The organism is Rhizobium oryzicola (assembly GCF_030504645.1).
GTDB classification, from domain to species: Bacteria; Pseudomonadota; Alphaproteobacteria; order Rhizobiales; family Rhizobiaceae; genus Neorhizobium; species Neorhizobium oryzicola.
In genome coordinates this window covers 546,077-559,600 of record NZ_JAUKWQ010000002.1, presented here as the reverse complement: position 1 = coordinate 559,600, position 13,524 = coordinate 546,077, and the positions used below count along the sequence as shown (strand labels likewise).

Annotated in this window: 12 protein-coding genes; all 12 read right to left on the bottom strand. The window is 60.5% G+C overall.

All coding sequences use genetic code 11. The features are described 5' to 3' along the window. Position 1: 1 nt before the first annotated feature. Complete coding sequence (locus Q2T52_RS10010) at positions 2 to 1,564, bottom strand: hypothetical protein (protein WP_302076572.1); 1,563 nt, start codon at positions 1,562 to 1,564, stop codon at positions 2 to 4. Next, complete coding sequence (locus Q2T52_RS10005) at positions 1,565 to 7,741, bottom strand: phage tail length tape measure family protein (protein ID WP_302076571.1); 6,177 nt, start codon at positions 7,739 to 7,741, stop codon at positions 1,565 to 1,567. A 30-nt stretch (positions 7,742 to 7,771) separates the two neighbouring features. Then, complete coding sequence (locus Q2T52_RS10000; RefSeq protein WP_302076570.1) at positions 7,772 to 8,038, bottom strand: hypothetical protein; 267 nt, start codon at positions 8,036 to 8,038, stop codon at positions 7,772 to 7,774. A gap of 53 nt (positions 8,039 to 8,091) precedes the next feature. Beyond that, entirely contained in the window at positions 8,092 to 8,538 is a 447-nt protein-coding gene (locus Q2T52_RS09995) for a phage-derived protein YdaY family protein (protein WP_302076569.1), read from the bottom strand. 102 nt (positions 8,539 to 8,640) lie between these two features. Next, on the bottom strand, positions 8,641 to 10,101 hold the full coding sequence (locus tag Q2T52_RS09990; protein ID WP_302076568.1) for a phage tail tube protein: 1,461 nt from the start codon (positions 10,099 to 10,101) through the stop codon (positions 8,641 to 8,643). Between the two features lie 82 nt (positions 10,102 to 10,183). Further along, positions 10,184 to 10,600, bottom strand: a complete 417-nt coding sequence (locus Q2T52_RS09985; RefSeq protein WP_302076567.1) for a hypothetical protein — start codon at positions 10,598 to 10,600, stop codon at positions 10,184 to 10,186. Beyond that, the gene (locus Q2T52_RS09980) at positions 10,600 to 11,337 is read right to left on the bottom strand and encodes a hypothetical protein (RefSeq protein WP_302076566.1); all 738 of its coding nucleotides are present in this window, start codon (positions 11,335 to 11,337) and stop codon (positions 10,600 to 10,602) included. The genes Q2T52_RS09985 and Q2T52_RS09980 overlap by 1 nt, the downstream gene beginning before the upstream one ends. Continuing rightward, on the bottom strand, positions 11,334 to 11,654 hold the full coding sequence (locus tag Q2T52_RS09975) for a hypothetical protein (RefSeq protein WP_302076565.1): 321 nt from the start codon (positions 11,652 to 11,654) through the stop codon (positions 11,334 to 11,336). The genes Q2T52_RS09980 and Q2T52_RS09975 overlap by 4 nt, the downstream gene beginning before the upstream one ends. Next, positions 11,654 to 12,298, bottom strand: a complete 645-nt coding sequence (locus Q2T52_RS09970; RefSeq protein WP_302076564.1) for a head-tail connector protein — start codon at positions 12,296 to 12,298, stop codon at positions 11,654 to 11,656. Before Q2T52_RS09970 ends, Q2T52_RS09975 begins: the two co-directional genes overlap by 1 nt. A gap of 10 nt (positions 12,299 to 12,308) precedes the next feature. Continuing rightward, positions 12,309 to 12,512: a hypothetical protein gene (locus Q2T52_RS09965; RefSeq protein WP_302076563.1), complete on the bottom strand. Its 204-nt coding sequence runs from the start codon at positions 12,510 to 12,512 to the stop codon at positions 12,309 to 12,311. Further along, positions 12,509 to 12,943, bottom strand: a complete 435-nt coding sequence (locus tag Q2T52_RS09960) for a hypothetical protein (protein ID WP_302076562.1) — start codon at positions 12,941 to 12,943, stop codon at positions 12,509 to 12,511. Before Q2T52_RS09960 ends, Q2T52_RS09965 begins: the two co-directional genes overlap by 4 nt. Before the next feature lie 59 nt (positions 12,944 to 13,002). Next, the gene (locus tag Q2T52_RS09955) at positions 13,003 to 13,470 is read right to left on the bottom strand and encodes a hypothetical protein (protein ID WP_302076561.1); all 468 of its coding nucleotides are present in this window, start codon (positions 13,468 to 13,470) and stop codon (positions 13,003 to 13,005) included. Positions 13,471 to 13,524: the final 54 nt, after the last annotated feature.

The window sequence follows — 13,524 nt, the reverse complement described above, 5'->3', positions numbered from 1 at the left end:
TTCACCCCCAAAGGGTCAGCGTCACGCGCTCTTTGGAGCGCTCTTCAACACGGCCAATCACCAGCATGGCGCGGCCATTTCGAAACAGGCCGAGCGGAAGGACCGCATTGACCGATGCGCCAAGCGTGGCCAGGACCGCATCCGAGATCCTGACATCAACCGACAGCACGAAGCGGGTCACGCCATAGAGCCCGAGCCGCCGCGCCGCTTCCGCTTCCGCATCGGCCTGCGCGGCGATCGCCGTTTCCGCCGTCATTTCATCCGCCAGCAGATGCACGGTCTTGATACCGGCATTATCGGCCGTCGCCTCCCGCCATTGCTTGGCGAGATAGGCGCGCGTGGCATCGCTGATCTTTCCCGCCAGCGCCGATCGGTCCTGTGTCTGGTAGATCTGGCGATATTTGAGGATGACGCGCCAGGCCACCACAGCGCCATCCATGTCAGGATTGGCAATCACCCCGAACGATCCGCCGCCCTGGTCGCCGCCATCATTGAGCACATCATGCTCTGTGATGGTCATGACCGGCGCGCCAGGCACCGCGATCCGTCCCGCCTGAAACACACCGAGCGCATCCGGCACGATACTGGCGCCGACCGAAGACATCACCTTGTCGATCGCATCCAGCGCGTTGGTTTCCGAGTCTAGATAGATGCCGCATTCAATCGGTGCGGCGGCATCCAGCGCCGCAAAGCTTGCCGCGCCATAATCAGCAGCACTCAAGCCCATCCGCGCCATGATCCGCTTTGCGATCGCGGCCGGGTATCGATCGGCGGTCGCCGCGCCCTCGACGACATCGGCCGTCACGTCAAAAGCAGGCGACCAGCCGAGCCGAAAGAGCCCGAGGGCCTTGGCCGTGGCAAAGGTGCCGGGTTGGATCGTCGCCGCCCGCAAGGCCGCGATCGTTGCGAAATCCGCCCCCGCCTCAAGCGCCACGCCACCGTCATAGGCGATGATGGAAGATACAGCCCCGTCATGCACCTGATAGATCAGATCATAGGCATTCGCAGGCGTGGCAGGCACGTTGAAGGCCTTGCCGAACACCAGCGGTTTCAGGCGGTCTTTCAGATCGTCATTGCCGTCAGCGGTATTCATGCCGCCGCTGGTCGTGGTGCCGCCATAGCGGTTTGTCTGCAGCGGCTTATCCAGCACCAGGCGACGGTCATAGATCCGCAGCCGCAAGGTGGTGCGCGCGCTGGAGCTATCCAGCGACTGCACCGTGCCCGTAAAGACGGTGACCGCGCTGGAAAATGCCGCCTGCGGGCTCGCGATCCGCCTTATCGTGATCGGCCGCCCATCAAAGGCGAGAGACAGCCAGTCATCCAAAGCGCCGTCAGCATTGGCAAGGATGATATCGCCATAGCCAACTTCAGCCTTGCCCGTAGTGCGGCCGGTTCCGAAGAAGGATGACGAATAGGTGCCGGCATCCGCGATTGCCGCCGCATAGACGGTATTGGCAGGGGTATCAGCCGGCCCCGTGACATAGCCACAGGTGGACACGTACTTTTTGACGATCGAGGCACCGTCGTGTGCCTCGACCTCGACCAGATATTCCGACGCCCGCATTTATGACCTCGCCAGACCGGCTTGCGCCGCCTTTTTGCCAAGCGCCTGCACCGCACCTGTCGTTTCCGACACGGCACCCGCAACCACCTGACCGCTTGTCGCCGTGACATTGGCGACATGGGACAGCTCAGCTTTCAGCGAGGCGACCTCGGCGCGCAGGTTCCGAAGCTCCGCCACAAGCGCGGAATTATCGTTGCCGGGTAGCTGACCGGTACGGTTGATATAATCGAGCGTCGGCGCGGTACGGGCATTGACGGAAGGTGCGCGCGTCACATGCTCACCACCCGCCAACAGGATATCCCCGCCACCTGCATAGCGCGCCCGCACACTATCGATATCGTAGAGCCCGTTGCCCACCATGCCGCCGGACGCGAATGCACCAACAATGCCACCAAAGCGCATAGCGCCATGCGCCTTGGCATATTGCAGATCAGCGGCAATCTGGTCGAAGCTCTTACCCGAATTCAGGAAGAAGTTCCGGCCCGTCGCATCGAGATCGCGGCCCATGATCTGGCGATACAGCTCGTTGAGCTGCGCTTCGCGGCCACCCTTGATGGCTTCCGTCACCTGCTCGATATCGCGGCCATTCTTGACCTGATTCTGCCAGTAGGCGGTATCCTGCTGCGTGGGCGTTACGCCCATCTGCTGGAAGGCGCTGGCGATCGAATACGCGCCGGACTGGGCAATCAACCCCAGCTGCTGCTGCAGCGCCGCCAGATTGTCGGCATTCGCCTTGTTGTACTGGTCGAGCGCATCCTTGACCGACAGCACGCTGTCGTTGACCTTCAGGATGCCATTCACCTGCGCATCCAGTGCCGCCTTCTGCTTCTGCGCTTCCGAGAGCTGTCCTTCCGTGGCCGACTGAACGCTGGAGAGCGTGTTATCGACCTCGGACCAGATGCGGTAATAGTCGTTCGACGATGCAAAGTAGTTCTTCGCCGCATCGAGATAGGCCTGCCCCGCTTGGCTGAGCTGACCCAGCGCATCGGAATCGCCCGTGCGCGCCTTGTCGGCAATCTGCTGGAACTGCCTTGCAGCTTCCGCAACCTTGGCTTCCGGTGACAGCGGCGAGGTGCTGCCGAGCTTCATGCTGTCGCGAAACTGTTTCAGCGACGAAATCGCCTGTTTGCTGGTCGAGATCAGATCGTCGATCGTCTGGCTTTGCTTCTGGTAGGCCGCATCAAGTTGCGAGGTGGCGTCAGAGAGCGCAACACTGGTCGAGGAAATGCCGTTGAAGATAAATTGCAGATCCGGAAAACTTGCCCCCAGTGCCGCAATCTGTTCCTTGCCGAGATTGGCCTGCGTGACGATTTCCTTGATCGACAGCGACAGCTCCCGCAGCGCGAGCGAGCCATCCAACCCAAGTTGCGAGGTATCCGCCAGCCGGCTCTCATATTTGGAAAGCGCATTCTGGATGCTGCCGACATAGCCGACGCCGGAGAGTTCTCCGATCGAGCCCATCAGGTCGGAGTTGTAACTATCCTTCAGTTTGCCGACCGCAACATTCAGCGCACCACTGACTGCTTTTGCCGCATCTTCCGCCGACATGCCGAGCTGTTCCAGCGTCTGCGTTGCGACAGAGGTGGAGCCCTGCAACTTCAGCAGGGCTGATTCCATATTGCCCAGTTCGCGCGTGCCTGTGATGGAAGAGAGCACCATCTTCTGCGCTGCATCCTGCGCATCTTGAACACGCTTCGCTAGCTGTTCCGGCGTGAGATCACGGTTGTTCTTCAGCTGCAGATCACCGAATTGCTGCGCATCGGCCACGAAGTTCTTCACCTCGTCGCGCAGGCTTTCCATCTCCTGAGCGCCCTTCACGAAAGGGCTGTTGGAACCGAGGCCGGAACCATAGGCTTTCAGAAGTCCAGGCAGCTTGGAATTATAGTCCTGTTCCAGCAGAATGAAGAAGCTGTTCACGTTGGCGCGCAGGCGCTCGACCAGCGCCCGGTCACCCGCCTTCTGCGCGGCAAGGTCCAGTTCGGCTGTCTTATCGTAAAACTGATTGTAGCTTTGCGCAGTGGCGCCGACACCCTGCCCCTGCCCGAGCGCGAATAGCTGCTGGATAAGCTCTTTGTTCGCATTCAGGGTCTGACGCGCCTGCGCACGCTCCTGCGCTTTTTGCTGAGATTTTCCAAAGAGGCCACCGAGAAGCCCCGCGATGCCGCCGACTACGGCACCAACGGGACCACCGGACATGAAGCCGGACAAGGCGCCACCAATGCCGCCCATGGCTGGACTGCCGCTCTGCGCACCGAGACCGAAACCGCCAAGGCCAGCGGACAAAGCGCCACCGACGCCAATCTGTGCGCCACCAGCAGCACCCGGCGCGCCGATTAATTCGCCATAGGTCGTATTCGGCTTGAAGTCCGGCGAGGCCAGAAGCGCGTTCAGGCGGTTATCGGAGAGACTCTGTGTGATTCCCTCTGCCGCGCCCGCCTTGATACTTGACGGCAATGCGGCCAAGGCTTTGTTCACATATTGCTGCGTCGTATTGTAGCCGTCGCTCCTTGTGTTTCCGGCCAATGGGCGACCGGAAAACCAGACCGAGGCCGCATCTGAGAAGTTTCCGAACTTATCGAGGGACTTGCCGAACTGCTGATAAAACACCTGGTCTTGCAGAGATCGGTTGCTCAGAAATTCCTTGGTCGAAACAGAATACCCCAGAAGCTCCTGCGTCCAGGAGGCAATGTTGTTGCCCATCACCTGATAGGCGCCATAGGCGCGATCACCATTCCTGGTCACCGGGCCAAGCGCGCCATAATTGCCGCTGCTCTCAATTTGTCGAATGGCCGCCGCATATTGCTCAATCGAGCCGGACACGGATTCGGTGGTCTTTGCAATCGTTCCAGACAGACCGGTCATCACATTGGCAACTGGCTGAACCGAAACCTTCGCCGCAATACTGCTTACCTGCCGCGTCTGCTCATTCCCGAAAGAGGATCCGCCAAAGAGCTTGTTGATACCGCTGGAGAGCACATCCAGGATGCTTCCGCCTGAGGATGATCCGCCCAGCCCGCCCCCCAGCAGCTGCGTGAAGGCCTTCTGAAGGTTTTGCTGGCCGATTGATGCAAACCCGCTGGCGAGCTTCGTGAAGAAATCGCCCGCACCCTTGATCGGTTGTGAAAACATGCCGGCAAGCGTCGAAGCCATCTGGTCGATCGCTTCGCGCTGGCGCTCCAGCTGCTGGTTCAGCCGAATTGCGTCGGCAACGCGCTTGCCGTCCGTCGAGTTGATATCCAGCCCCAATTGGCGGATCTGCTCATAGACCTGCTGCTCTTCCTTGGGGCGACCAAACTGCTCGCCCTGAAACTTGAGATCGCCCAAAGCCTGCTGGACGCTCAGCTTGTCGGTCAGCTCGGCAATCGCAGCCGCATTGTCCCGAATCGTCCGCGCCCGCTCAGAATCTGCCTTGATGCCTTCGCGCTGGATCTGGATTTCCGCTTCCAGCACCGCCATAGCGCGGCGGCGCTCCCCGCCCACCTGCCCGACCAGCGATATCTCCGTTTGCAGCGAGCGCAGGCGGTCATTCTGATCCTGTACGATCGACTGGGCAGCAGCCGTCTTTTGCGTTTCCGCCATGTCGTCGTAAGCACGACGAAGATCACCGATCAGCGTCAGCAAACGCTGCTTCTCGGCACCTTCCGCAACGGCAGCCGCCGCGATCAGCGGGCGAAGAGCAAGCTCCTCCTGCAGGCGCCGGTTCGCTTCCTGAATGGAAAGAGAGCCGCCATCAACCTGCCCCGCCAACTGACGGCGAACATCGATTTCCGTCTGCATGTCGGCAATCTGCCCACGCGTGCTGGCAACCGTCTGCTCGATGACCTGATTATAGGCCATTTTCTTGCGTGTCTTGAGATCATCACTGGTGATCAGCTGACCGTTCAGCTGAATCTCTTCCCGCTCCGCAGCCAGCTGCGCCCGCACCAACGGATTGCGTTCAGCTGAAATACGAATATCGATTTCGGAAAGCTGCTGCTCCTTTTGAAGCGCCGTCATGCGATTGTTCAAAGCCTGCGTCAGCGCATCTTCCGTGCGGCGAAGCTCGTCGTTTTTCTCCGGCGAAACACCACTGCCCACAGCAGATGCGGCAGAGATGCCCGCACGCACGCTGGCCAGCTGATCTTCCAGATCGATACGCTCGCGCAATTCCTTGTTGACGCCAGCCAGCGCTGCGACGTCTTCCGCCCGCGCGATCACATTCTGGTTGGCGGCGGCGCGCGAACGCGCGGCCTGCAGCTGCTGCAGCCGGCGCTCCTGCTCCATCAAGTCGTCAAGCGTGGCCTTTGCGGAGGCTGCGCGATTATCAGCACCGTTGAGGACGCCAAGAAAACGGCTTTGGTTATTGAACCGCTGATACTCCTGCGCGGCCTTTCTGATCTTCTCATCGAGAGATGGCCCGGACACAGCTTGATCGATAGTTTTTCCGATCGAATCGAACGCGTTCGAAGAGGCATTCTTCACATAGTCCCATGCGCGACCAAGGGCCGTGGTGGCTTCCGCAGCCTGCACCAGCCGCTGCGGCAATGCCGCCAGCAAAACGGCTTGAGCTTCCGTTGCGCGGTTCTGTGCAGTCAGCCGCTGCACATATTCCGCCGTCGCGCTGTCGATCAGGCCATATTGGCGATAGAGCTGCTGCGCACCTTGAGCCGGATTTGCGAAGAGATCCGTAAGCGTCTTGCTGGCCGTGGCACTGTCCGTGCCGATGGTGGCCGCAAAGTTCTTGCTGACGGCAATGAGCCCCTGAAAGTTCTGGCTGCCGATCTGGCCCGTGCGCAGGAACTGCACTTCCATCTCACGGGCTGATGAAATAGAAATTCCGGCGGCGCGGGCACCCGCCTCGGCTGCCGCCTCCATCTCCTGGGCAGTGCCAGCCGTCGCGCGGCCCAGCCCGGAAGCCGCCACCTCAACAGCCTTGATCGAGGCGAGGTAGTCGGACAGCGCCTTGCCGCCAATGATGGCACCAGCCGCAAGCGCTGCAATTCCCACCGTCACGGGGTTGACAAAGCCAGCCAGCGCCTTCAGGCTGCCGGACAGGCCGCCCGCGCCATTGTTCAGGGCGTCAAAGATCTGCGGTCCCTGCTGCAACAGCACCTGCTGCGCAGGCATTCCCAAAGCCAGACCCTGAATAAGGTCCGTGCCCTGATACATAAGATTGCGCAGCTGGTAGGATTGCAGGCTGCCCTTGTTGTCGTTGGCGGCGCGCTCTTTCTCGATCGCGCGGGCCGTCGCCTCATAGCGGGCCTGCGCTATGGCCTGCGCGCGCGCCAGCTCTTCCGTCGAGATCAGGTTCCTTGAGGCCAGCGCGTCATATTCGGCCATCTCGGCATTGAGACGAGACTGCGCAGCACCCAACGGGTTGATGGAAGCGCGAAGCCGCGCAACCGACTGATCGAGCCTATCTGCCTCATCTGCCGCGGCGGAAAAGACGGATGCGCTATCCCGCGCCGCGCCCGACTGAAAATCCCGCACGCCCGTGAGGCTGTTGATGTTCTGCTGACTAGTCAGCTGCTGCTGTTCGGCACGCGCACGCGCAATCACCTGCGCCTGCTCATCCGCCATCCGCTTGGCGGCCTGCGCCGTGGCATCATATTTGACGATCAAATTGTTGAGGGCGGCCTCATACCCGCCGGTAATCTGGATGCCTGCTCGCTCCAATTCCGCCAGGTCTGACAGCTCAGCCGAGAGTGCCTTCGTAGAGGCATAGGCACCATCCATGCGCAGCCGCAGCTCCTCGAGACGAGCCGCATAGCGTTCGGCCTCTTGGGCCCGCATCATGGCATTGGCATCATCAATGGCCTTGGCAAGCTGCGCGTGACCAGCCGCCGCAAATGTCGCCGCATCGGCAGTGACCCGATATTTCTGCTGCATGCCGGCAAGAATTACGGCACACCGCTCAAGTTCGTTTGCATCTTTATCGAGCGCGCCATTCAAAATGTTAAGTTGACGCTCGAAGGCGCGCATCTGCGCCGCTGTTGGAGAAAACTTCCTTTCCAATCCAGCAAGGCCGTTGCCAGCCTGACTGATCTTGGCTGTCGTCTCACGTACCGCCTTACCAGCGCGCTCAGACGATGACGCAACGTCGGCATTGGCGGCCACGATCGTGCGTGTGCCACGTTCATAACCGGATGCGTCCATACCAGCCACGAACCGCATCGACTTTTCAATGGAAACGACCATATCAGCCTCAGACGTGATGCCGGCGCGGGCCTATCCCCGCGCCTTGCGTTCTTGTGCTTGCCTTTCAGCCTGCTCAGCCCGCCAGGACAGATATTCATCGTCGATGGCGGTCATCATTTTCAGGAAGAAAGCGAAGTCTTCGCCGCGGATGTCATGATCGGCAGCATATTGAGTATAGGCCCGGTAAGGGATAGGCATTTCGCCACCCATGCCGGGATAGGTGCGGTCGAATTTAAGAACATCCCAGGCGCGCCAGATGAAGCGGTCCCAGATCTGGGGCTCAGCCTCTTCCGGCATGACCGGAATATCCGCCTCCGGAAACTCGTCCGGAAACTCTTCCGCGATCTTTCTCAGCCAGTCGCCTGACTGCTGGCTTTCGAGCTGCCAGCGGAGCGCGGCACGGAGTTTTTTGCCGCGTCATCCTCGAACTGGGCATCTACCGAGGCAATTTCGTTGCAGCACCATTCGACCGCATCATAGAACACGCGATATTCCGGCTGAGACAGCAATTCGCGGGCACGATCCTCAGAATAGGGTTCGTCCAAACCCTTCCAATCATGTAGGAGGTGCTTCGCCATGATCGGTCCAAGCGCCGCCCGCTGAACATCAACCGGCACGGGCTTGCCCTTATGATCACGGGCGAGCTTGCGGAAAATGCGGTCGCGTTCTGCCTGGTATTCAGGCTTGCGGAAGCCGGAAACCTTGAACTCGACGCCTTCCCAGAGCGGGTATTCGATCCAATCGCCATTGTTCTCGCGGGCGAGATTGGCCTTCAAAGATGCAATTTTCAGTACCATTTCCGTTTGTCCTTTGCCGGAAGGATGCGGGCGGCAACCGGCATTGCCACCCGCCCATTCGCGCGAATTCCCCAGATCCGGAGGGATTGAAGCAAGAGCCGATCAGCCCTCGTAGTATTCGAGGCGATCCATCAGCACATGCGCGCTGGTGAGTGGGTCAATGGACGCGGAGGCCGTCAGCTGGAGCATCACGTCCTGGTTCTTGCCACCGGCCTGCGGGTTGCCGTCGTTGAAGGTCATGCGCGGCACAGCCATGATCACGGCCTGGCCATCCTTCTGCGTGCGCTGCGAGAAGTTCGATGGCGTGCCGGCCAGGAGCTTCGCGAGAACCGCGTTGTTGCCGAAATAGGTGTCGAGATTGACAGTGACGGCGCATTCGCCAACACCAATATCGACAGCGCCGACCGTACCAACTGCTGTCTTCATTCGCAGATTGTTGTTGATCTGGATCGAAGCGGACTTCACAAAATTCGGGCTGGTCACCGCCGCGCCGTTTTCCGCAACACGAGCAACGTTCACACCTGACGACATCACGCCGTTAGTGGTTGCGGCATCCGGGGTGTCATCAAGAGACACAGTGGATTGCGCACCGGTCATGCCGTTGAAGGTGACGGAACCCTTCAGGATCTGTTCGCTTTCGCCCGAGAATTCGCCCTGACCGGCGACCATGCCACGCTGGACGATATAGGTGGGCGTGGCCTGCCCCATGAAGCCCTTTTCAAGGGTGAGCGACACCATACTCGTGCCATTCTTGATGGTATCGCCGAAGAAGACGCGGATGGATTTGCCTGCACCGCTATCGGTTGTCCAGGAGGCCGGGAGATTATCCAGCGTCAGCTTTTTGGCGGCGATCTTGGTGATGCGCGCCCAGTCATTCAGCGCCGCCGTGGCAAACTTGTTGCCGGAGGCAGAGCCACCGAGTTTCACCCACTGACCAACAACAAGACCGAAGGTGGTGAAATCGAGCGTCGTCGCCATCAGGCCATCGGACACTGCCTGAATATCGCCGGAAGCACCTTCGAAACCAACAACCTTGACCCGCGCCACCGCAGGCGGGCTGGCCTCATCGGTCAGAATGCCATTGCCCACAGCCGGAACCGTGGAAGAACCTGTCGTGAGCTTGAAGACACCATTGTTGCCCGCAACACCAAAGCCGGTCAGGCGAACCAGATGACCAGCTGCAAAGGCGGCACCAGCAGCCACCGCAATGACGCCGCCGGTCGCGGCAATGCTGGTTACCTTGCTGCCTGCCGTACCGTCATTGTCGCGGAAGGGAGCGTTCACCCAATCATTGAAGAACAGGCTCGCGATCATATCGCTGAACGGGCTGTCTGGGACAGGGAAAGAGAATTCGAAGTTGATGCCGCCGCCGATCGTTTCATTGGTCTTGATCGGATCGGCATTCATGCGATCGGAGCGAAGCTCTTCCGAGTTCACGAAATCCGGCTTGTAGGAAAGGCTTTCACCGGTGATGCGCGCCGTGCGCATGCGCGGGGAATTGGGGGTAACGCCGAGCGTGGTTTCGCGGACGCTCGTCAGCCGAAGGCGATTGCTGTCAGTCATGTCGTTTCTCCATGGGCTATCGGCCGCCGGCTGCGCGGCCGGTCGGGATTGAAGATCTCGATCGTTTCGTGAATGGCGCCCGTCAGGGCTCGTCGCGCTGCCAGTCGATGCTGGCTGTCATGCGAAAGTAATTGCCGTCCTCATCGCCCGGCTCCGAAGCCCCAAGCGAGATGCGGCGAAAGCGGATGCCGGAAAACTCCTGCCCTCGAAACAGGTCGCAAAGCAGACGGCCATAGGTGCGCCCCTGAAGCGTGCCTTCCCAGCGCGGGCACATGACATGCGCAAGGATCTGGCCTTCCTCACGCCACAGATTGGCAACGGGCTGGCCGCCGCCGATCGAGGCCTGGTCGAAGAAATCGCCGAAGATCTCGACCTGCACATAATAGGCAGGCGTATCAGGCAGCTCGAATTGCTCGTTCTCGAAGACGAGCGGCGTGCGGGCTGCCCACTGGGTCGCCAGGTAATCATGAATGGCGGAATACGCTTCAGGGCTCGACATCAGTCCACCATGTTCAGCACGAGCGAGGGGTACGTGAGGCGCTGGCCTGCTTCCAGAACCTTTCGGCGGGCAAGCGTTGCACGACCCTCACGAAATGCGAGCGACATCATATTCTGCTTGGCCTTACGCACCTTCTGGCGACCTTTCAGGATGTATGGAATGAGCGGATGGATACCCGTTCCGAGATCCAGAAACCGCACTTCCGCCTGCACGAAGGAACTGCCGAAGCGCGAAATGACGGCGCGGCGCCCCGCATCGAACAGACGTGGTGGAACCTTGATGGCCGAGCCCTTTCCAGCCGAGCCGAAACGAGAGCCGCCCCGGCTGACCTGTATCTTGCGCACATAGGGCTGCGCATTGGTGATGATCACTTCCGCCTCAGACGGGATATCGTCATAGGCGGTCACCGCCTTGCCGCCGACAATCACCACAAAGGATTTGCGGAAGTCGCCGCTCTTACGGGGGCTTGCATGGATCAGCGCTTCCAGCGCCGCCTCAATCACGATCTTCCAATTCGAGAAGACGTAAAGAATTGGCCCCGGCGCCTCGACAGCCTCTTCCGGCACACCTTCACGGCCATTGACGTAACGTGTGTATGTGGCGGGAGCCTCGCCGCTGGAAATCGCCCGCGCCAGCTCTTCCTTTGCAAACTTCGCCAGCTCAGCCGATATGGCCTCTTGCGAGAGGCCTTCGGTGGCAAGGCGGATTTCGCGGGCAAAGGCTTCAAACGTCGTCATCCGCGCACCGTCACGTTCGCGCGCACCAGCGTCGATCCCATATAGACAGGGTCGGCGATCTCGATATTCCGGGTTTTTCCGGCAGTGACGAATTGGTCGCCGTTCTTGAGCTTCATGTCCGGCCAGTCTTTCAAGCCGGTCGGCGAAAAAATCACCGCGCTATCACCCTGCTTCAGGCCGCCAATAAGCTCTGCGGGCTTGTATCCGCGCACGAATGCGCGCGTCTCCACTGACAGGGCTCCCCGCTTCAGCGTCACGGGCTGGCCGTAGGCAGCAATGTCCTTGTCCAGGGCAGCAATGGCTTCCTGCGGGGTCATTAACGCACCTGCGGCTGGCGATAGTTGGAGAGAATATCCGCCACGTCAGGCGGCATGGCAGCGGCATCCGTTCCGGTCGGCACCCACCAGCTGGCTGAGCGCACGCCTTCGATCGATTCCGAACGGAGATAGGGATCGCGGCCCTTAGCGAAATATCGAGCCCGCACAAGCCGGATCACCGCATCTTGCACATCGAGCGGAACGGCTGCGTATCCCGCCTCATATTCGACAGCGAGGGGCCAGGCTCGCCAGGGGCATGGATAGCCGCTCGCATCAAACCGGTGTACCTGCCCCACGACAGGATCAACCCGATAACCAACGCCATCAGTCAGCGGGTCGCCGTTTTCCGTCACGGATGCGACTGTCCCGACTGGCCAACGGGAGAGCTGGAGAACGTGAATTCCGGGCAGAACCTGACAGCCGTGCGGCTCGCGATCCGGCCATACCTCATCCTTGACCGTTTCCAGCGGAAAGACCCGATCGCAAAATTGCGCTGCTGCTGCGGAGCACACATCAATAAGGCGCCCGAGAAGAGCATCCTGCGTGGCGTCCGTAATGCCCAGCTCTGCCTTTACATCGTCGAGCGATGCAAGCCGCTGGCTGGATGCCGGTGTCACGACAGTGGTGATGATGCGATAGCCCACAAACGGCTCCTTATGCAGCCTTGGTGCGATAGCCGCGCTTACCATCGCCCGGCTTCATGGCGCGGTCTTCGATGGGGACGCCGAGCGGCGCAAACGGCCGCAGGTTTTCCGCCTCGCCATTGTCTACCAGCTGCTGTGCAACCACGTCCTCAAGATGGACATCATCACCGGCGCGCCACGGCCGCAGATCCTGCGTCAGGGTCACAGTCTTCATTGTGCGACCTCAACTCGCTCGGCTTCCGGCTGCGGCAGCGCTTCCGCCGCGGGCGCGGCTTCTTCGGCGGCAACGACAGAAGCTTCAGGCACAGCGACAGGCTCATTGACATGCGCGACATCCTCGATCGTCTCGCTTGCGGTCGCCTCAGCGACAGGCGCCGGCGCTTCAGCTGCCGGGTCTGTCGGAGCGGCGGTCGCATCCGCCGGAAGCGGCGAAGTCTCATCCGCAGGCGTCGCATCGCTCTCAACCGGCGCGTTCGCCTGTAGGCCGGTGTTCATCAGGGCGTTGAACTCCTGCAGCAGCGAGCCGAGGAGCAAATCACGCGCCGACAGGATATGCAGGATGCCAGGCGGCACCTGATCGCGCTCAGCGATGCCAAGTGCGGTGGACCGCAGCAGCTGGCGGATGGTTTCGGAAACGTCGTCCATGGATTTCAATCCTTCCCCGGTGGTGGTTGGCGCGGCGCAATTGCCGCGCCATAGGGCGGTTATTGTGGCAGGCGATCGTAGCCAGACAGGAAGGCAACGGCACGCAGATCGAAAGTGTCCGTATTGGCCGCCGAGAGGTCTGGGATGAATTCCAGCCGCACAAAGCGATAGGCAGAATTGAGATCGACCGGAATTTCCTGCTCGATCAGATTGGTGGAACCGCCAGTGGCACCGGTCGAGATTACCGCATTGGCGCCAGTTGCGTAGGTCGCCCAGGCACTACCATCCGGGCTATGCTTGATCGTGTAGGCAAGCGACAAGGTGGCTGCAGCTGCCAGTGTGGTTTCGCCGACGAGGGCGAAAACGGCCGAGCCAGCAAATGAACCGCCCGACATGCGGTCAATGGTGGCGCCGGTAACAAGCGTATTGTCGCCTGCGCCACCGGCGGTACCGGATGCACGAGCGGAGAGACGGCGAATGCGGCCAAGGCTGGCCACGTCATGCTGAGTGACGGCGGTGGAAGTCATGATAGGTTCCTCGAAGAAGATTGGGAGTGTCGCGTGGACACGACAGTGAGAGGC